The following is a 19,173-nucleotide window of genomic DNA, read 5'->3' as shown; positions in this document are numbered from 1 at the left end:
GCCACAGCCAGATGGTGCGCCCTTTGCGGGATGAAGTGGAACGCTATGGCCACTACTCACTCGCGGCAGAAAGTATGTACGACCATCCTTTCCAGTGGGGGTCCAAGCGGACTGGTCCCGATTTGGCCCGTGTTGGTGGAAAGTATTCTGCTGAATGGCAAGTGGACCACCTCAAGGATCCGCGTGCGCTGGTGCCGGAAAGTGTCATGCCGCCGTATGCCTTTCTTGCAGAGAAGAAGCTGAACTTCGACCGGATTGAGGATCGCCTTCGCACCGAGCGCATGCTTGGCGTGCCTTATACAGATGAAATGATCGAGAACGCGGAAGGGCACCTCTACGCTCAGGCCGATCCAGACGAAAAAGGATATGATTATCTAGATGGCTTACTTGAACAATATGATGGCGCATCCGGGCGCGAGGGCTCCGTTGAGTTTCGCGACTATGATGGTGATCCTCGGCGCGTCACGGAGATGGATGCCATTGTGGCCTATCTTCAAATGACCGGCACGCTCGTCGACTTCTCGACCTATGAAGCTGATGACCTCAGCAATCGGCGCTAGGAGGCAACTCGCATGTATGAAGCACTCTCAAGTTTCGCTCAGACCGGTGGCCTGGTCTATTTCGTCCTCATGTTTGCCGGGGCATTGATCTACGCCTTGTGGCCCAGCAACCAGGAAACTTTCGACCGCGCCGCCAATTCTCCGCTTGAAGACAAGGGGCCGTCAAATGACTGATGAATCCAAGGACATTGACCAACATTCCGGCGTTGAGACGACCGGACACTCGTGGGACGGAATCAAGGAGCTGAACAATCCGCTGCCGCGCTGGTGGTTGTATGTCTGGTACATGTCAATTGCTTGGGCGATTGTCTACATGATCCTGATGCCGGCCATACCTGCGTTGCCGGGACTCGGTACCAACACCAAAGGTCTTCGCGGACATTCAGATCGAGTTGAAGTCGCCAAGGCGGTGAGCGAACTCAAGACGGCGCGTGACGCACAATCCATCGTCCTTTTGGATGCTGGGCTCGAAAAGATCGAAACCGACCGCACCTTGCAGCAGTTTGCGTTGGCCATGGGTGAAAGTGCCTTCGGCGACAATTGCGCAACTTGCCATGGGGCAGGTGGGCGCGGCGCCATTGGGTACCCGGCGCTGGCAGATGACGTTTGGCTTTGGGATGGTTCCCTGGACGGTATCGAATACACGATCCGACACGGTATCCGTCACGATACCGATGATGGAACCCGCTTTTCCGCGATGCCGGCATTTGGACGAGATGGCCTGCTGAAGCGCAGCGAAGTGGATGATCTTGCGCAGTACGTTCTTGATCTGTCAGGGCACAGTGATGATCCGGAAGCTGTATTGCGGGCCGCACCAATCTTTCAGCAGCAATGCGCTACTTGTCATGGGGCGGACGGGACCGGAGATCGCACCCAAGGGGCACCAAATTTGACGGATGCAGAGTGGCTGTATGGTGACCGCGAAGCGGACATCGAAGCCACTATCTACAATGCCCGCAATTCCCACATGCCAGCTTGGGACGACCGATTGGATGACGCAACTATCAAGGCGATTGCCGTTTACGTACATTCGCTCGGCGGCGGCGAGTAGGAGCCACTATGGCCAGCACAACCTTGATCGACCACGCTTCGGAACTCCCTGCCCAATCAGGCGGGGAGCCACCGCGGCATGAAGACCTCTACGCCAAGCGCAAGCAGATCTACCCCAAGCTCGCGCATGGCAAGTTCCGGACGATCAAATGGATTGTGATGGCCGCCACTCTGGGTGTTTACTATGGCTTGCCATGGGTAAGATGGAATCGCGGTGAAGGCATTCCAGATCAGGCTGTGTTGGCAGACTTCTCCAGCGAAAAATTCTACTTTTTCTTTATCGAACTCTGGCCGCAGGACATCCACTACATGGCTGGCGGGCTGATACTCGCCTCCCTATTGTTGTTTCTTGTGACCTCCCTGCTTGGTCGGGTCTGGTGCGGATACACATGCCCACAAACCGTTTGGACCGATCTCTACATATGGGTCGAGCGCGCCTTTGAGGGTGACCGTGCGGCCCGCATGCGTCTCGACAAAGCACCTTGGACGGCAAACAAGATCGCGAGAAAACTGGGCAAACATGCTGTCTGGCTTGTTATCGCATTCTGGACCGGTGGCGCTTTCATTCTCTACTGGCATGACGCACCGACTGTCGCTGCTGGCTGGTTTACCGGTGATGCGCCCCTGACCGCCTATTGGTTCGCCGGAATCCTCACATTGACAACTTATTTCCTGGCAGGGACGATGCGCGAACAGGTGTGCACTTATATGTGCCCCTGGCCGCGCATTCAGGGCGCTTTGACAGATGAGCAGGCCCTCAATGTGACCTATCGCTATGACCGCGGTGAACCCCGAGGTCCGAAGCGTAAATCCGAGAGCTGGGACGACCGTGGCGATTGCATTGATTGCAATCAATGTGTTCAGGTTTGTCCGATGGGCATCGATATCCGGGATGGTGAGCAACTCGAATGCATCCATTGCGCACTATGCATCGATGCGTGCGACGAGATCATGGCGAAGGTAGATCGGCCCAAGGGTCTTATTGCCTATGATACACAGATTGCCGTGGCTGCGCGAAATGAAGGGCTGATCCCGCCCAAGCACAAACTGATTCGAGCACGTACTGTCGTCTATGCTGTTGTCATGCTTGCCATCGGGAGTCTGATGGCGTGGGGGCTTGCCACCAAGTCGACCATTGAAGCAAACATACTCAAGGATCGCTCGCCCCCCTTTGTCACCCTTTCGGACGGACGTATTCAGAACGGTTACACACTCAAGCTCGTGAACAAGGCAAGTGAACCCCGTACAATGCTGCTTGATGTCAGTGGATTGGAAGGGGGGGCGTTCAAGGTGATCGGTATGGAGCATGAAGGCAGCGACACGCTCGAATTGCCTGTGGAGGCATTTGGGGTGGATCGCTACCGCATCCTCGTAGTGGCAGATGCGACCGTTCCTCGCCGACAAGTGACGTTCACGGTGCGCGACGCGGCCACGGGTGAGACCGATGTAAACATATCTTCGTTCAGAGGAGATGAACAATGACAGACCATGCGCTGAGCGCTGACCCGAGTTCCAAGAGTGGAAAATTGACCGGATGGCATGTGTTCTGGATCATGCTGGGCTTCTTCGGTCTCATGTTCACGGTGAACGGTATTTTCCTCTATCATGCGATTACCAGCTTTCCGGGTGAGGATGTGAAGAAGTCCTACCTGCAGGGTTTGGACTATAACAGCACGCTGGACGCGAAGGCCTCGCAAGACCTGCTCGGATGGAGCGCTGCGGCTGGCCTGTATGACGAAAATCTTGTGTTCAATCTGGCTGACTCCGCTGGCGAGCCCATTTCGGCGCGTTTGGTATCTGTCGAGTTGCGCCATCCCGGCAGTACGACGCACGACGAGGTCGTAGTGCTCGAGTCTCATGGTTCAGGTGACTATGTCACGAGTGTTGCCGATTTACCGGCTGGTAGATGGGACGCTCAGTTCAAGGTCTTTGATGCTGAGGGAGACGAGGTGGTGTTCCGTGCGAACAAGCGGATCGTGATTCTGCCGTGACGACAGCGATTCCCTCCGTACCCGGATGCCCCTCTGGTCTTGCACCTGCAGCCACGCGAGATACCAAAAGGGGATATTCGGGCTTTGTTCGGATTGTCGGAGACGAGCGCGCGATCGATCTCCTTGTGCGGGGGGCGAAGTGCGGTGGCTGCCTCAGCAAGATTGAAAAATCCGTCTCGGCCCTGCCGGGTGTGACGCAGGCACGGTTGAACCTTTCGAACGGACAGATGCGGGTGCGGTGGACCGGCCCGCTTGCCGCTGACCGGATTGCCCAGACGATATCCGATCTCGGTTATGGTGTTTCGGCGCAGGCAGCCGATACCGGCGCAGCCGACAAGGCGCGCGAAGAACGCTCCCTCCTCATCTCGATGGGCGTCGCAGGCTTTGCGGCCGCCAACATCATGTTGCTGTCGGTGTCTGTCTGGGCCGGACATGGCGAGATGGGCGAGGCGACACGCAAAACGCTGCATGCGCTCTCCGGGATAATTGCTCTTCCAGTCCTCCTGTTTTCCGGGCGCCACTTCTTTCGCTCGGCATGGGCCGCGCTCAGCAAGGGGCATGCGAACATGGATGTCCCAATCTCACTGGCGCTGAGCCTCGCGTTTGGGGTTAGCGTTTTTGAAACGATACGCGGCGGTGAACACGCCTATTTCGACGCCGTCGTGATGTTGTGCTTCTTCCTGTTGATCGGACGGTTCCTGGATGCGCGTCTCCGTCGGCAGGCGCATGCGGCAGCGAATGCCCTGGCGGCAATGCAGACAAGTGCTGTCACCCGCCTGAACGACAATGGAAGCGCCGTCTCTGTTGCGGCCAGCGACATTGCGGCAGGGGATCGCATCCTGCTCGCGCCAGGAGAGCGCGCAATGGTGGATATGCGTATTCTCACAGGCATCAGCGATGTGGATGAGAGCCTGGTGACGGGTGAATCTCTGCCCCGTACATTCTCTCCGGGAATGACGCTTCATGCGGGCGCGATCAACGTGACCGGACCCCTTCGTGGTGAGGCGTTGAAGGTCGCTGAAGAGTCGTTGCTGTCACAAATTGGCGAGATGCTGGAGGCTGGTGAGCAGCGCCGGTCTGCCTATCGCCGGATCGCCGACCGTGCCGTTTCCATCTACGTGCCGTTCGTTCATACGACAGCGGTGCTCGCCTGTGTCGGTTGGTTGCTGCTTGGCGCGTCACTGCCAGAGGCGCTGATGATCGCCGCAGCGACCCTCATCATTACCTGCCCGTGTGCGCTCGCCCTCGCGGCGCCAGTGGCTCAAGTCGTGGCGGCGGGGCGACTGTTTCGCAAGGGCGTCTATCTACGGTCCGGGGATGCCTTTGAGCGTCTTGCCGAAGTGGATCATATCGTCTTTGACAAGACCGGGACACTTACTCTCGGTACGCCGAAACTAGAAGGCATTCAGCAGAATGGCTGCCCGGTGCCACTTGCGTCGACTGAGGCTGCGGCCATGCTTGCAGATGCTGCCAGCATGGCCCGTGTCAGCCATCATCCGCTTTCGCGTGCCCTCGTGGCCATCGCGGGACCGGGAACTGTGCTGGAAGGTGTACATGAAATTGCCGGGCGCGGTCTTGAGGCGGAAGTGGATGGTCAGGTTTGGCGGCTGGGCTCGGCCGGCTGGACAGGTGCAGCAGCGAAAGGCGCTCTGCACGGCCCATCCTTGTGGCTAGATCAGGGCGACACTCCAGCGGTCCAATTTCGTTTCGTTGATGATGTACAGCCGGGTGCTGCTGAGGCGCTTGAGACGCTTCGAGACCAAGGCATCGAGTTGGAGATAGTGTCGGGAGATCAGAATAGCGCCGTTGCCTCGCTGGCTGGGGCCCTCGGGATCAGCGACTGGACCGGAGAAGCCACACCGCAGGAAAAGGTCGCCCGTCTGGAGAGTCTCCGCGCCGATGGCCGCCGCGTCCTGATGGTGGGGGACGGCCTGAACGATGCCGGCGCTTTGTCCCTGGCCCATGCATCTTTGGCACCGGGAGCCGCTATCGACATCACCCAGTCAGCCAGCGACGCCGTATATAGTGGGGGGCTCGAAGCCATTCCGGTCATTCTGCGCGTCGCACGAAAGACGCGGGCGGTCATGCGGCAGAATTTTGCGCTGGCGGCTGCCTACAATATTGTCGCTGTTCCGATCGCGGTGACGGGGCACGTTACACCTCTGATCGCCGCCATTGCCATGTCGCTGTCCTCAATTATTGTAACCCTCAACGCAATGCGGCTGCAGATCGAGAACTAAAGGTCTATGACCATCATCATCTATCTTATTCCAGTTGCTCTGGCACTTGGCCTGCTGGGGTTGGGCGCGTTTGTATGGTCGATCCGCTCGGGTCAGTTTGACGACATGCAGGGACCTGCCTATCGCATTCTGGATAACGACGACGATACACCCGCCTGATCCAGCCGCCGACTGAGCGCACATGAACCGAGACGAATAATTTGGCCAAGCCGATGCAATTCTGCTTATTGAGCCGATGACGAAATTCCTCATTCTGGGGGGCGCACGATCCGGTAAAAGCGCCTGCGCGCAGGCTCTCGCAGAGGCCGCCTCGCCGCACCGCCTGTTCGTGGCAACCGCCGAGGCACTCGATGCCGAAATGACCGACAGGATCAAACGGCATCAGGCCGATCGCGGTGAAGGCTGGCGAACAATTGAAGCGCCGCTTGATCTGGTGTCCGTGATTCAGGGGGAGATCAATCCGGGTGAGTCCGTACTCATAGATTGCCTGACGCTCTGGCTCTCCAATCTATTCCACCACAATCGAGATATAGAGCAGGATACTTTGGCGCTTTGTAATGCGCTCCAGTCGTCACAGGCGCAGATTGCACTCGTCTCTAATGAAATTGGCCTGGGGTTGGTGCCAGAGACATCTTTGGGACGGGCTTTTCGGGATGCACAGGGGCGGCTGAACCAGAAGGTTGCTGCTGTTTGCGATCAGGTAGATTTTGTCGCTGCCGGCCTTCCGCTCAGACTGAAAGGCTGAGCGCTTCCCGCAATCGCGTCTCTGCCGCTTCGTTCGCGATGAGGCCAAAACGCAGATGCTGGTTCGACCAGGAAAAGCGACGCACGTAAATGCCGCGCTCGGCGAGTCGTCTCCAGATCAGATGAGCATCTTTGCACTCAACAAACCGAAAAAGATTGGTTCCGTGAATCTCCTTGATTCCGGTGCCCACCAATATCTCGTCCAGACGTCTTCGGGCATCGTCAAGCCGCGCTCGTGTGCTGACTTGCCAGGAAGTGTCTTGATAGGCGCGCTTGCCAATGTCGAGCGCCAATCCGGATACGGGCCAAACACCGAGAAGGTTTGATATCGGTCGCAGTATATCTTCGGAAGCGATGATTGCGCCAAGGCGCAGGCCAGCGAGCCCGTAGAATTTTCCAAAGGACCGCAACACAATCAAGCCGGGTGCCCCGGCATGTCGGGCGAGGCTGAGTTCTGGTGCAAGGTCAGTATACGCCTCGTCCACGATCAGCCATCCGCCCCGCTCTGCCAGCTTCGCACGAGCTGCCTCCAGTTCATCCGGATGGAAGAGACGCCCATCAGGATTGTTTGGGTTGCAGATGGCGACGGCGTCTACGTCACTGGATAAAGACAGGGGGGAAGTAGTCTCTAAGACGTCACATCCTGCGGTACGCCAAACTTGCGCATGATCCCCATAAGTGGGGGTCAGAACCGCGACACGTTTCGGAGAAATGATCTGCGGCAACAGCCGGATCAGCAATTCACTTCCAGGCGCAAGCGCCAATGTGTCAGCGGGCGCGCCAATGACCGATGCCATGGCGGCTCGGCATTGTTGATATGCGTCGCGGGTCGGCAGGGCATTCAGCGTATCTGGCGAAACATCCGGTACGGGATAGGGCCACGGATTGATTCCGGTCGATAGATCTATCCATGGCCCTGATGCATTTGGAAATGCGGCGCGTATCTTGTCGAGGGAGCCACCGTGAACGAGATCGTGCCTCATAACATGTACGCTCTGAATACGACCAATGCCACCAATGCGAATGCCACCGCGCATGAGCGGCGGTACAGCGCCAGTCCCCTCAACACATCACCCCGCGCCGGATCTCTCGCACCACCATTTAGCCAGGGCTGACTGGTGGTGCGTCCTTCATATGCGCGCGGTCCCGACAGCCGAATGCCAAGCGCGCCGGCCATTGCAGCTTCAGGCCATCCAGCATTGGGAGAACGGTGTCGTCTTGCGTCTCTCAGCATCACTCTCCACGCTTGTCCCTTCAGGGAGGTGAAGGCGAGGAGCAAGCCCGTCAGGCGCGCCGGAAAGAAATTTGCCGCGTCATCCAGTCTTGCGGCAACACCACCGAACGCATAGTGCCGGTCACTGCGATGCCCGATCATCGAATCGAGTGTGTTGATGGCTTTGTACGCAGCAATTCCCGGCAATCCGAATACAAGCCCCCAGAATACCGGAGCAATCACGCCGTCAGACATGTTTTCGGCCAGGCTTTCCAGCGCTGCGCGCGCGATGCCATCTTCCTCCAGTTGCGCAGGGTCCCGGCCCACGATCAATGAAACCGCCTGGCGTGCTCCACTGATATCTCCGGCCGTTAGCGGTTTCGCCACGTCAGCCACGTGCGAATGAAGGCTACGGGACGCGATGAGGCTTGAGGCGATGGCTGCTTCCAGAACAGTTCCGACAAGCGTTGGAGGCAACAGGCTCGAAATGGCGTGCGCCAGAGCGGCGACACTCAATACGAGAACCGCACTTGCAAATCCGCCGATCAGGTAACGAACCCCGTGCGACCAATCCGGGCGGTTGAGCATCTGGTCCGCGGTGCCGATTACCCCGCCCAGCCATGTCACGGGGTGACCAATTCGGCGAAACAGTTGTTGAGGCCAACCAATTGTAACCTCCAACCCCCATGCGCACAGTATCAACGGCGTGAACCCCATCAAGCTTTCCGGCGCCAACCAGGCTCCTCCGCAAGCTTCAGCAGCGCATCAACATCCACGGCTTGCTCGACGCCATCGGCCAATTCGTCAAGAGCTGTGTCCACTGCCGCACCATAGTCGAGATTTGCCCCGCGAAAATGTCCGGCCTGTTCCAGCCACGCGCGGCGAAACTCATTACCTGCGAATGCTCCGTGCAGATATGTTCCTTCGATCCGGCCATTTGCGCTGCGCGCGCCATCCTGCTCCGCACCAAAATTTATGAATGGCCGGCTCGCATCAGGGCCTGACGTGCGACCAGCATGAATGACGTAACCGGATGTAGTCGGTCCCAGGGCCGTCACGGCTCTGCTAACAGGTTTCACTTCCTTGTGCCGGGTCATGATCGTATCGACGTCGAGCAATCCAAGGCCGGCTGCCTCGCCCGGGTCACCATCGACGCCGAAAGGGTCAGAGACCCGATTGCCAAGCATCTGGTATCCTCCACAAATACCGAGCACCCGGCCTCCCGCACGTGCGTGCGCGATGATGTCGTGGTCCCAACCCTGTGCGCGCAGGAAGGCGAGATCACCGAGTGTTGATTTCGTGCCAAACAGGATAACGACATCCGTGTTGCGCGGAATGGCCTGGCCCGGAGGAATCCAACTGAATTTGACGTTCTCCTCAAGCTTGAGGGGGTCGGCATCGTCGAAATTTGCAATCCGCGACAGTATGGGTGCGGCGATTTTCAAAGCCTTTCCAGAGGGTGTGAGTGGCGTGTCCAGGACGAGCGTGTCTTCGGCAGGCAGTTTCGAGGCGGCGGGCAACCAGGGTATCACGCCGAGGCACGGCCACTTGGCGCGTGTTTCGATTTCCGTCACGCCTTCATCAAACAGCTTTAAATCGCCCCTGAACTTGTTCACCAGAAAGGCGCGGATCATCGCACTATCTTTCTTTTCAATTACACTCCGTGTTCCAACAAGGCTGGCAATGACGCCACCTTTCTCGATGTCGCCAACCAGACAAACTGGAACGCCCGCGCGTCGGGCAAACCCCATATTTGCTATGTCCCGGTCGCGCAGATTTATTTCCGCCGGGCTGCCAGCGCCCTCGACAATGACCAGGTCGTACGCATTGGTAAGTCGGCCAAAGCTTTCCATGACTGCGCCCATCAACTGGTCGCGATTGGCCATATAGTCTGCGGCCTCCATGGCGTGAGTAGCCCTGCCATGTACGACGAGCTGCGCGGTGCGGTCTGTCTGGGGCTTCAGCAGTACCGGATTCATGTCAACATGGGGATCCAGGCCTGCCGCACGCGCCTGCAGCGCCTGAGCGCGGCCAATTTCACCCCCCGTTGGACAGGCGGCGGCATTGTTGGACATGTTTTGAGGTTTGAAGGGGGCAACACTCAGGCCTCGGCGCCGCGCGATCCGGCAAAGGGCCGCCGTCAGGACAGACTTGCCGACATCCGAGCCAGTGCCTTGCAACATCAGTGCGCGGGCGGTCATGCGGCACCGTCAATATGAATGTTCAACCCCTCGACCCGTGCCGCAACGCCATAAATGTCTCTCATTCGCTCGGCTGTCAGTGTTTCGGACGGAGGGCCATCCGCTTCAATACGCCCATCCTTCATCCAGATCATGCGAGAGGCGTAGCGTGCAGCGAGTTGAATATCATGGAGCACGACCAGTGCGCCGCCACCTTGGTCCACATAGGTGCGGATCAGGTCGAGAATCCGAAATTGCTGACGGGGGTCCAGCGCAGCTATGGGCTCATCCGCGATGAGCAAAGGCGCTTCGGCGGCAAACGCGCGCGCACAATGGACGCGGGCCAGCTCCCCGCCTGAAAGCGTATCCGTGCGGCGCCCCGCCAGTTCCAGAAGTCCGCAGGCCTGAAGCGCGCGGTCAACGGCTTCGGCGTCTAATCCTTTCAAGCGGCCCAACGGCGCTCCGTGGCTGAACCGCCCAAGGGATACGACGTCACGGACACTATTCGGCCAGGCAAGCGGCCGGGTCTGGGGAAGGTAGGCTATTTGCCGGGCGCGCTGCGTCGGTGAGAGAGCATCAACCGGTTTACCGCCAAGCAAGCTGAGCCCCGCACTCGCCGATTGCAGGCCCAGACCGGCGCGGATCAGGCTCGTCTTGCCCGCACCATTCGGACCAAGCAGCGCGACGAACTCGCCACAGCCGAGGCGGAAGCTGGCATCGTCTACCAGCACACTCTCCCTTGCGAGAACGGAGATGTTTTCGACGACGAGATCAGTCATTTCCGGTCCGCCTTTGCATCGCGATCCAGACAAAAGCGGGTGCACCGATGAGCGCCGCGACAACGCCGAGTTTAAGCTCCGCTGACGTCGGCATCAGGCGAACGAAAATGTCAGCGACGACCAGGATCAATCCGGAGAACAGCGCAGACGGCACAAGCGAGCGCGCTGGGTCATGCCCGACGAAGGGACGAATGATATGAGGCGCAACAATGCCGACAAAGCCAATTGCTCCAGCCAGCGCCACCGCGCCACCGGTTGCCAGACCCGCGCCAACCACGGTGAATATCTGCTGGCGCCGCAGATTGAGGCCAATCCCTGCTGCTGCCTCTTCGCCGAGAGTCAGCGCCGACAGGCCGCGCCGCGTAGCAAACAGAGTTGCGCCGCCCGCAAGGATGAAGGGCGCCGCCAGCGTAATTTCGTCAAAGCTGCGATTGGCAACTGAGCCCAGCATCCAGTTGATCATGTCAGATAGTGAAAACGGGTTCGGTGCCAGGTTCATCAACAGACTCATGGCCGCGCCAGCAAAGCTCGACAGGCCAACACCGATCAGGATGAGCGTGACAACAGACTGGGTGCGCAATGCGGCGATGGTAATGAGAGCTGTTGCCGTCAGTGCACCAATGATCGCGGCAATCGGTACGGCCCAGGGCGTGATCGAGGCGATCCCGTAATAGAGCGCGAACGTAGCCATAAGCGAGGCCGAGGCTGAAACCCCGAGAACTCCCGGTTCTGCCAGAGGGTTCCTCAGCAAGCCCTGCAAGGCAGCGCCGCTGATGCCCAGCGCGGCCCCGACGATGTAAGCCGCGATCGCCCGCGGCAGCCGTATCTGCCAAACGACCAGGCGGTCGCCCGCTTCCGCTCCCCCGAAGAGGGCTGCCAGCAACCGGTCGGCGGGCAGGGCGGTTGATCCGAGGAAGCATGCCGAGAGAATTGCCAACACACTTGCGGCGATTAATGTCGGCATGAGCAGGGTTTCACGCGTCATTGTCCGCCCTTTCCGGCCAACGCCTCGACGGCATCCATCAAGAACCAGCCGCTGCACGAGGTCCACGCGCCTTCAAGCGATACGACTTCGCTCTGGGTAAGCTGCGCCTTTGCGACAGGGTGCTTCATCGGACTCCACGCGTCCGGATAATTGGTGCGCGATCCGAAGAAGGCAGCCGCTACGACATCAGGTTTCTCATAGGCAAGCGTTTCCAACGGGATGGATCGCCAGCCATGTTCTGTTTCCATATTGGTCAGGCCCGCCGCCACAATCATTTCATGAATCAGCGAGCCCGGGCCGGTCGTTACACCTGCGGGCGTCATGTACAATGCGGTCTGGCCAGTCTCGCGCTTTCTCAACCGCGCAAGGCGGTGTTGCATCTCAGTGTTCACGACCGCACCCCGCTCAGGCTCTCCCAACTCGTTGGCGATGCGTTGCGTGTTTTTCATCACTGAAGGAATGTCAGGCGTCCAACCAACTTCCACCACAGGCACGCCTGCCTTCTCGAAGAACGCGGCGGCATTCGGTCCGCCGCCATAGGACCGTACAACAAGGTCGGGCTTGAGGATCAGTACATTCTCGGCGTTTGGCCTGACGGTCGCGATGCCGCCGGCGGTATCCCGCATATAGGAAAATTCCCGGCCCGCATCCGGCGACAAGGCCAGGATGCGTTCCCGGTCGACAAGCTTCAAAACATACTGGTCGGCGCAATAGTCGAGGCTGACAATCCGGGCAGGGCGCTCAGGCTTTGTGAGCACATTCTTGCCGGCCTGTCCGCAAGCAGACAGAAGAAGCGCAAGAATTGGGATTATCAGCCTCGACATGGAGATGTCCTAGTAGCGGAGCCGCACGCCGACAGATCCGGACAGTCCGGGTGTGCCATATCCCAGGATCTGCTGGTACTCCTCATCGAGCAGGTTCTCGATCCGGCCATAGATTTCGACTGTATCATTGAGATCATAGCTGCCGGTCAGGTCGACGCGTGTCCAGCTGTCGAGTTCGGATCCGTCTGTATTGGCTTCTTCGCCATTATAGCGAACGAGCACTGCGCCAGAGAAGGGGCCGTCTGGATCAAAAGAAGCTGAGATGTGCCCGGTGCTTTCCGGGAGGCGGGCCAATGCGTTTCCGTTGCCATCCTCTGAGTCAATGAACGTATAACTCGCCGCGATACCCAGCCAGTTATTGATCGCATAAGCGCCAGTCAACTCGACCCCCTGCGAGTCCACAAGGGCGATATTGTCGTAGCCAGCCGTGTAAGAGAAATCGATCATGTTCTCGGTTTCCTGATCGAACAGGGTTGCACCAAGGACGATGCGCTCGTTAGCAGACTGCCATTGCACACCAATGTCATAAGCCTCGGAGGTTTCAGCCTTGAGGTTGGTATTGGGGGCGGTCAGTCCACAGAAGGTGCAGATATAGGTCGACTGAAAGATGCTGGGTGCCTTGAAGCCCTGACCCCAGCTTGCCTTGAAGGTGAGCTGATCTGTTGCGGTCCAGGCTGCTGCCACGCGACCCGTTGTTTCAGAGCCGAAAGTCTTTTGATCGTCGACCCGAATTCCGCCTGTCAGTGTCAAACTGTCCACGGGTTTGAATTCGTAGAGCGCAAACAAACTGTCAATCGAGGACTCTTGCTCATTGGCACTTGTCTCTTCGCGCTCCGTTCCAAAGGCCAATGTATTTGTGTCGTTGATGGCGAATGTGCCCTGATAGCGAAACAGCACGCGGTCACCTTCGGTGAAATAACTCTGGACACCGTTTGACGTATTTTCGCGTTCAATATCGGCATAGCCAATCTGAACAAGGTTCTCGAGTCGGCCATCGAACAGTGGCGCTTTCAGGGTGATGTTTCCAGACAGCGTCTCCGAATTCGTGACCTCATCACCATCCGCCACGCTGCCCTGCGCACCGAACGCATAGCTGTCATATTCAGACTCTGCGTCGCTCCACATCAGGCTGGTTTCGAGACGAACACTGGCCGGCAGGTTCAAACCGCCTTTGGCCGAGACCGTCTGTGAGTCGTAGCCGTCGTCTTCGGAGTTACCATTCGCCTCATCCGCTTTGGAAATACCATCTGTGGTCAGTCCGGTAGCCGCGAGCCGGAAATCACCGATTTCATTCGCATTGCTGATCGACGCGCCGCCGCGCAATGTATTGAAGGAGCCGTATTCGCCGAACACCGTGCCTGACAAGCCTTCTGTGGGGCGCTTGGTCGTGATGGACACGACGCCGCCAATGGCATCACTCCCCCAGAGCGTCGATTGCGGGCCTTTCAGCACTTCGATACGCTCAATGGTGTCTGTGTCCAGATAAGCGAAGTTGTAGCCGCCACCGGTGCCGGTCGGATCGTTTACGGGTACGCCGTCGATCAGCACCAATGTCTGGTCATTGGAAGCACCGCGTATACGCACGCTGGCGTTGCCGCCAAAGGCGCCGTTCTGGTTGACCGTGAGACCGGGCGCGGTTGCAATAGCGTCCAGGGCAAAGTCGACGCCCAACTCTTCCAGGTCGTCCCGCGTGATGACGGAGACACTTGAGCCAATTTCGGTCATCGTCTGGTCAAGGCGTGATCCATTGACGATGATCGTATCGAGTTTGGTTTCTTCGATGCTTGCAGTCTGGGCGGTCGCCGAGACGGTAAAGCCGAACGCAACAGCCCCCAGCAGGGCGGTTTTGTAGAACATATCTTTTCCTCGCATCCCAGCCGCCCGAATGGTGGATGCAGTTCATAACGACAATCTGGCCTCACCTTGTGATTGGTGCGGACGGCCAGGCCCAAGGGTTCGGATGTCGTTACAAAGGATAGGCTTGAAGCCTTCCCGCCCGCTGAGAACTATTCCCGGCCTCCGGACGAACGACGCGATGGCAGGTCTCCTGGCTCACCGATCGTCGTCTCAGGCCGCCTTCCCAGAGCGATTGCTCCAGTGGCTGTATGGCCTTCAACTCCCGGCTCACAGTTGCGGGTACAGCGCCGAATTCACATCGGCTTCCCTCTTAGCTTTCCTTGCAGAAAGCACCATCTGAACGTGGTAATGTTGCAAGCCTCGCGACCTGTCAATACTGCCGCTATTACAGGACGCGCGGCAAAATGGTCAGAAGTCGACGCCACGCTTGGCTTTGAGCCCCGCTTTGAAGGGGTGCTTCACCTCGACCATCTCGCTGACAAGATCGGCATAGTCGCAAAGTTCCGGTTTGGCATCGCGCCCCGTCAGGATGACGCTGGTCTGGCTGTCGCGCGCTTTCAGTCCCTCGACAACAGCGTGGGTTGAGAGATAGTCATAGCGCATGGCGATGTTGATCTCATCCAGCACAACAAGATTGTAGGAGCCATTTGCCATCATGGTTTTCGCACGGTCGAACGCTGCCTCGGCGGCGACGATGTCGCGAGCCTTGTCCTGTGTGTCCCAAGTGAAGCCTTCACCCATTGTGTGCCATTCGAGTTGATCGGGGAACTTGTCGAAGAATTGTCGTTCACCGGTAATCCATTTGCCCTTGATGAACTGGACGACCCCCACGCGATGGCCCCAGCCGAGGGCACGGGCAATGACGCCGAAGGCCGAACTCGACTTGCCCTTGCCATTTCCCGTGTGAACCAGCACCAGCCCGCGGTCAGGCACGTCGGCCGCGTCGGTCTTCTTGCGTTGCTCTGCCTGCAGCGCCTTCATCTTTTCAGTATGGGAAGTGTCGTCGGTCATGTCGCGTTTCCTGGGTGTTCCAGCAGCGTGATGAGGCCGCCATAGGCGACCGAGCTCTGATAGTGATGGTGGCCGCCGAGCGCGGCAAAAGCTGCCTTGATCACGCCGGCATGGGTCACGACCAGAGTGTGGCTGTCGGGGTGGTTGAGTTCGGCTATGGCGTTCTGAGTGCGGGCGGTCAGCATGGCGACGCTTTCCCCCTCATGAGGCCTCGCATGGAGGAAGTCCGATGCCCAGGCATCGAGTTCATGTCTCGGCAATTCGTTCCAGGGCTTCATCTCCCATGTTCCGAAATCCATCTCGACCAGTCGTTCATCCCGGATGATGTTCAGCCCACTCCGTTTTCCGACGAATTCGGCAAGCTCAGCGCACCGGGTCAGCGGGCTCGATACGATGCGGTCTATCCGTGGCAGTCCGGCCAGAACGATGCTGGCCTCGTCCGCAAAAGAGGTCGCGAGCGCCAGGTCAGTTCGACCATAACAGGTGCCGGGTGCGACATCAGGCGTTGTATGCCGAAGGAGGGTCAGAGCCATGCGAGGAGCCCCAGATAGAATCCGATCTCGCTTGCTTGCTGTACCGCGCCGAGCGTGTCGCCCGTATAGCCCCCCAGTTTGGGCTCAAAGAACAGGCGCATTAGAACATGCGCGAAACACAATGAAACAATACCGGACAGGAGTGAGACGAAAGGAAACAGGACAGCACCGACTGCAACAGCACCCAACGCTGTGAAACCGGCAATTATCAAGCTGGACGCAGATATACCCGTTGCCACAGGCTTTCCCGTACCTTCCTCCCGCACATACCGGCTGGTCGCGATCACACACACAGCTGAGAACCGAGAGACGCAATGCGCAACGGGCAGGGCAGCGCAGACCCAGATTGGGGGTATCGCCGACAGCGCACCCACCTTGATTGCGAGCGCGAGGAACAGCGCGGCGGCCCCATATGTGCCGAGCCGACTATCCTTCATGATTTCCATTGCACGAACAGGTGTATGTCCGCCGCCAATGCCGTCAAACGTGTCGGCCAAGCCATCCTCATGGAACGCACCTGTCAGCAGCAGGCCTGCGCTGACCGCCAGCAACGCCGCCATGAAGTCCGGCAGGACCAGCGCGGCGATCCAGAAGACGCCCGCACTCACGAGCCCCACAAGTATGCCGACCAGGGGGAAATATCTCGGCGCTTGCGCCATGCGTTCCGGTGTGAACATCTTGTCTGTTCTGAGCGGTAGCCGAGTCAGAAATTGCACAGCGAGTACGAGTTTGGCGAGTTCGCCATTCATGCCGGGCCACTCACTCCGGCGCTCTCGAAGTTCGCCATCTCGCGCAGCATCGCTGCGGCTGCCTTCACAAGCGGAAAAGCGAGCAATGCGCCCGTACCCTCGCCCAGGCGCATGTCCAGATGCAGTAATGGCTTGGCCTTTAGCGCGTCCAGTACACGCGCATGTCCGGCCTCTGCGGATTGGTGCGCAAAGATCATGCTCTTCCGGCAACCGGGTGAAATCGCTTCAGCGGCCAATGCGGCGACTGTCGCAATGAAGCCGTCCACGATGACAATCTTGCCGCTCGCTGCCGCTCCGATCATGGCGCCGGCCATCATGGCAATCTCGAAGCCGCCATACTCCTGGAGCGCCAGACCAGCTTCCAGTTTATCGTTCGTCCGGTTTGCAGCTTTTTCCAACAGTTCGCATTTGTGGCGAAGACCATCATCGTCGAGACCTGTGCCCCGTCCGGTCAGGTCGGCAACTGGCACTCCGAGTATTTTGGCCGCCACGAGGCTTGCCGAAGATGTGTTGCCGATGCCCATCTCGCCAAAACACGCAACCGCTTCGTCGCCTTCATGACCCAGCGCTGACCCGGAAGACAGCGCAGCAGCGTGTTCGGAGGGGGTCATGGCGGGCCGCTCAATGGCGTTGGCCGTGCCTGCTGCGATCCGACGTGGGATCAGGCCTGGGTGATCGATCAGCTGTCCAGCTACTCCAGCGTCAACCACGCGGACGCTCGCGCCAACAGAACGGGCGAAGACATTGGCGGCTGCGCCCTCGGAAAGAAAGTTGAGCACCATCTGGCGGGTCACATCCTGCGGGAATGCCGAGACACCCGCTGTTGCCATGGCATGGTCAGCTGCAAAGATGGTGAGCCTGCATGTGTCCGCGCGAGGCGTCAGGGATTTCTGGATCTGCGCGATCTGAACAGCAAGCGTTTCGATCCCCCCCAGCGCGCCAACTGGTTTGGTTTTGCCGTCGATTGCTGCGCGAATCTGAGCTTCAAATTGCGCTTCAGAATGGGATGCATCCGTATCTGTAGGTGTCTGCATGATGAAGAATGCCCGTTTACTTAAATCGTGTGGCGGGGTTCTAGGCAGCATCGGAGGCGATTGTACAGGCTCGGCAAATTTCTCATGTCAGCTTTTTCCTGGAGGTTCGGCGTCAGTCGCGCGGCTTTCCGACCTGCTTCCGCATGTCCTGCGCAGCCTGAAAATCCGGGCGTCACAACTAAGTCGGCGGGCAAGGTTCGGTGGCGCCAAGGGCCACACAGTCTCGCCTCACTCGGGCGCATGCATCCTGTGCTTGTTTCTCTATCTTGGCATACCTTTTGCGTCGTAGAGTCTGTGTGTCGCGACGATTGTGCGACTGTCAGGATTCGAGACCAAGGTGCGTATGTACGCCTCCGGCAACAGCAAGATTCTCTTCATCACGCATGGCGCGGGTCGCGGCCGCAAAGTGCCGACAGGCGATGTTTTCCTGAAACGGCTGGCAGCGAAGTCTGATCCCTTGCTCAAGGATATCCGGATCCATCGCACCGGCTCCGGGTCCGCCAACTTTGAGGGTGTGGGGCTGGTCATCTTCTGGCTGGGCGATCCTCTGATGCAGAAGTACCCGGCCTGTTATGTTGATGCTGTGGCCATTGCCGAACAGGCGGTTGATCGAGGGATTCGTATCCTCAACCATCCAGACGCGCTCAGCAACACGACCAAATCCAGGCAGGCGCATATCTGGGCTGACGCAGGCGTACCATGCGCCGCCGCAGCGTCGGCATCGACATTGGAGGAGATGGCTGGCGCGATCGAGCAAATCGGACTTCCCTGTATCGTCCGAAGTGATCAGGAGCATGCACAAAGACGGGTTGCGACCCTGTTCAAGGCTGAGGACGCAAAGGCGCTGGACAGTGAGGGGTTACTGCCAGCAGTTGTTCTGAAGCTGTATGACATCCGTCAGGAATACTGTGACGTTGGCAGGCCCCGCTCCGATCTCTTTTCGCGCTATCACCACAAGACCCGAGCGTTCGTGTGTGGTGACCGTGTTCTGGCATCTCACCTGTTCTTCTCGACCGAGAGAATTGTTGGTCTGTCCAACAGTCTGTTCCAGCGGGAGGCGAGCCGACTGCGGCGTCTGGCAAAATATTTTGGCTATCATGAGCGTTTGCGAGCCGACCTGGTTGCTGCAGACAAGGCATATTTCTCCGCGCCTTTGGAAGAGGCGCAGGAACTCGTTCAGGCGGTCAGGGCGCTCGGGCTGGACTTTGCCGCGGTCGACTATAGCATCCGTCCAGATGGGCACATCATCATATGGGAGGCCAATCCGTATTTCTGGTTGCCCCATGGCGAGGCCAGCGTTTTGTCGCGCCAACGCGATGCAGTCACCCGCGTGGACCAGACATTCGATTGGTTCACTGCTTGCATCAAAGCCTATTGTAATGATCATCCCACCTTGTCGGTGGTTTCGTCATCCCGACGCTGA

Annotated in this window: 20 protein-coding genes and 1 riboswitch; of the genes, 9 read left to right on the top strand and 11 right to left on the bottom strand. The window is 58.6% G+C overall.

Features of this window, described 5'->3' with window-relative positions:
- The 8 genes from ccoO to cobU all read left to right on the top strand — a co-directional run.
- A partial coding sequence (gene ccoO / locus B2P82_RS05380; RefSeq protein ID WP_290495669.1) for a cytochrome-c oxidase, cbb3-type subunit II occupies positions 1-560 on the top strand: 560 nt, incomplete at its 5' end.
- 12 nt (positions 561-572) lie between these two features.
- Positions 573-734: a cbb3-type cytochrome c oxidase subunit 3 gene (locus B2P82_RS05375; protein WP_206992951.1), complete on the top strand. Its 162-nt coding sequence runs from the start codon at positions 573-575 to the stop codon at positions 732-734.
- A complete protein-coding gene (gene ccoP, locus B2P82_RS05370) occupies positions 727-1,611 on the top strand; it encodes a cytochrome-c oxidase, cbb3-type subunit III (RefSeq protein ID WP_290483420.1) in 885 nt (294 codons plus the stop codon). The genes B2P82_RS05375 and ccoP overlap by 8 nt, the downstream gene beginning before the upstream one ends.
- Before the next feature lie 8 nt (positions 1,612-1,619).
- Positions 1,620-3,092 carry a cytochrome c oxidase accessory protein CcoG gene (gene ccoG, locus B2P82_RS05365; RefSeq protein ID WP_290495667.1) on the top strand — a complete coding sequence of 491 codons (1,473 nt, stop codon included), beginning with the start codon at positions 1,620-1,622 and terminating at the stop codon, positions 3,090-3,092.
- Positions 3,089-3,601, top strand: coding sequence for a FixH family protein (locus B2P82_RS05360; protein ID WP_290495665.1), 513 nt, complete (start codon positions 3,089-3,091; stop codon positions 3,599-3,601). The genes ccoG and B2P82_RS05360 overlap by 4 nt, the downstream gene beginning before the upstream one ends.
- A complete protein-coding gene (locus B2P82_RS05355; protein WP_290495663.1) occupies positions 3,598-5,841 on the top strand; it encodes a heavy metal translocating P-type ATPase in 2,244 nt (747 codons plus the stop codon). Before B2P82_RS05360 ends, B2P82_RS05355 begins: the two co-directional genes overlap by 4 nt.
- A 6-nt stretch (positions 5,842-5,847) precedes the next feature.
- Entirely contained in the window at positions 5,848-6,000 is a 153-nt protein-coding gene (ccoS, locus tag B2P82_RS05350) for a cbb3-type cytochrome oxidase assembly protein CcoS (RefSeq protein ID WP_084333195.1), read from the top strand.
- A gap of 76 nt (positions 6,001-6,076) precedes the next feature.
- Complete coding sequence (gene cobU, locus B2P82_RS05345) at positions 6,077-6,586, top strand: bifunctional adenosylcobinamide kinase/adenosylcobinamide-phosphate guanylyltransferase (protein ID WP_290495661.1); 510 nt, start codon at positions 6,077-6,079, stop codon at positions 6,584-6,586.
- Here the strand turns inward: cobU and cobD are convergent.
- The 11 genes from cobD to cobT form a co-directional block, all read right to left on the bottom strand.
- Positions 6,570-7,568, bottom strand: a complete 999-nt coding sequence (gene cobD / locus B2P82_RS05340; protein ID WP_290495659.1) for a threonine-phosphate decarboxylase CobD — start codon at positions 7,566-7,568, stop codon at positions 6,570-6,572. The two genes, cobU and cobD, sit on opposite strands and share 17 nt — an antisense overlap.
- Positions 7,565-8,515 carry an adenosylcobinamide-phosphate synthase CbiB gene (gene cbiB, locus B2P82_RS05335; protein ID WP_290495657.1) on the bottom strand — a complete coding sequence of 317 codons (951 nt, stop codon included), beginning with the start codon at positions 8,513-8,515 and terminating at the stop codon, positions 7,565-7,567. Before cbiB ends, cobD begins: the two co-directional genes overlap by 4 nt.
- Positions 8,515-9,999 carry a cobyric acid synthase gene (locus tag B2P82_RS05330; protein WP_290495655.1) on the bottom strand — a complete coding sequence of 495 codons (1,485 nt, stop codon included), beginning with the start codon at positions 9,997-9,999 and terminating at the stop codon, positions 8,515-8,517. The genes cbiB and B2P82_RS05330 overlap by 1 nt, the downstream gene beginning before the upstream one ends.
- Positions 9,996-10,757, bottom strand: coding sequence for an ABC transporter ATP-binding protein (locus tag B2P82_RS05325; RefSeq protein ID WP_206992959.1), 762 nt, complete (start codon positions 10,755-10,757; stop codon positions 9,996-9,998). Before B2P82_RS05325 ends, B2P82_RS05330 begins: the two co-directional genes overlap by 4 nt.
- Positions 10,750-11,742 carry a FecCD family ABC transporter permease gene (locus B2P82_RS05320; RefSeq protein WP_206992960.1) on the bottom strand — a complete coding sequence of 331 codons (993 nt, stop codon included), beginning with the start codon at positions 11,740-11,742 and terminating at the stop codon, positions 10,750-10,752. The genes B2P82_RS05325 and B2P82_RS05320 overlap by 8 nt, the downstream gene beginning before the upstream one ends.
- On the bottom strand, positions 11,739-12,566 hold the full coding sequence (locus B2P82_RS05315) for an ABC transporter substrate-binding protein (protein ID WP_290495654.1): 828 nt from the start codon (positions 12,564-12,566) through the stop codon (positions 11,739-11,741). The genes B2P82_RS05320 and B2P82_RS05315 overlap by 4 nt, the downstream gene beginning before the upstream one ends.
- Before the next feature lie 9 nt (positions 12,567-12,575).
- Complete coding sequence (locus B2P82_RS05310) at positions 12,576-14,423, bottom strand: TonB-dependent receptor plug domain-containing protein (RefSeq protein WP_290495653.1); 1,848 nt, start codon at positions 14,421-14,423, stop codon at positions 12,576-12,578.
- A 163-nt stretch (positions 14,424-14,586) separates the two neighbouring features.
- A riboswitch (cobalamin riboswitch) is annotated at positions 14,587-14,775 on the bottom strand.
- A gap of 56 nt (positions 14,776-14,831) precedes the next feature.
- Entirely contained in the window at positions 14,832-15,434 is a 603-nt protein-coding gene (gene cobO, locus B2P82_RS05305) for a cob(I)yrinic acid a,c-diamide adenosyltransferase (protein WP_290495652.1), read from the bottom strand.
- The gene (gene cobC, locus B2P82_RS05300; RefSeq protein WP_290495651.1) at positions 15,431-15,967 is read right to left on the bottom strand and encodes an alpha-ribazole phosphatase; all 537 of its coding nucleotides are present in this window, start codon (positions 15,965-15,967) and stop codon (positions 15,431-15,433) included. The genes cobO and cobC overlap by 4 nt, the downstream gene beginning before the upstream one ends.
- The gene (gene cobS, locus B2P82_RS05295; protein ID WP_290495649.1) at positions 15,958-16,716 is read right to left on the bottom strand and encodes an adenosylcobinamide-GDP ribazoletransferase; all 759 of its coding nucleotides are present in this window, start codon (positions 16,714-16,716) and stop codon (positions 15,958-15,960) included. Before cobS ends, cobC begins: the two co-directional genes overlap by 10 nt.
- Positions 16,713-17,750 (bottom strand): nicotinate-nucleotide--dimethylbenzimidazole phosphoribosyltransferase, encoded by a 1,038-nt coding sequence (cobT, locus tag B2P82_RS05290; RefSeq protein ID WP_290495647.1) that lies wholly within the window; start codon positions 17,748-17,750, stop codon positions 16,713-16,715. Before cobT ends, cobS begins: the two co-directional genes overlap by 4 nt.
- Before the next feature lie 337 nt (positions 17,751-18,087).
- On the opposite strand from cobT, the gene B2P82_RS05285 reads away from it, so the two are divergent.
- On the top strand, positions 18,088-19,173 hold the full coding sequence (locus B2P82_RS05285; RefSeq protein WP_290495645.1) for an ATP-grasp domain-containing protein: 1,086 nt from the start codon (positions 18,088-18,090) through the stop codon (positions 19,171-19,173).

Source organism: Hyphomonas sp. UBA4494 (assembly GCF_002388935.1).
Lineage (GTDB): Bacteria > Pseudomonadota > Alphaproteobacteria > Caulobacterales > Hyphomonadaceae > Hyphomonas.
This window is presented reverse-complemented; position numbering and strand designations above follow the sequence as displayed.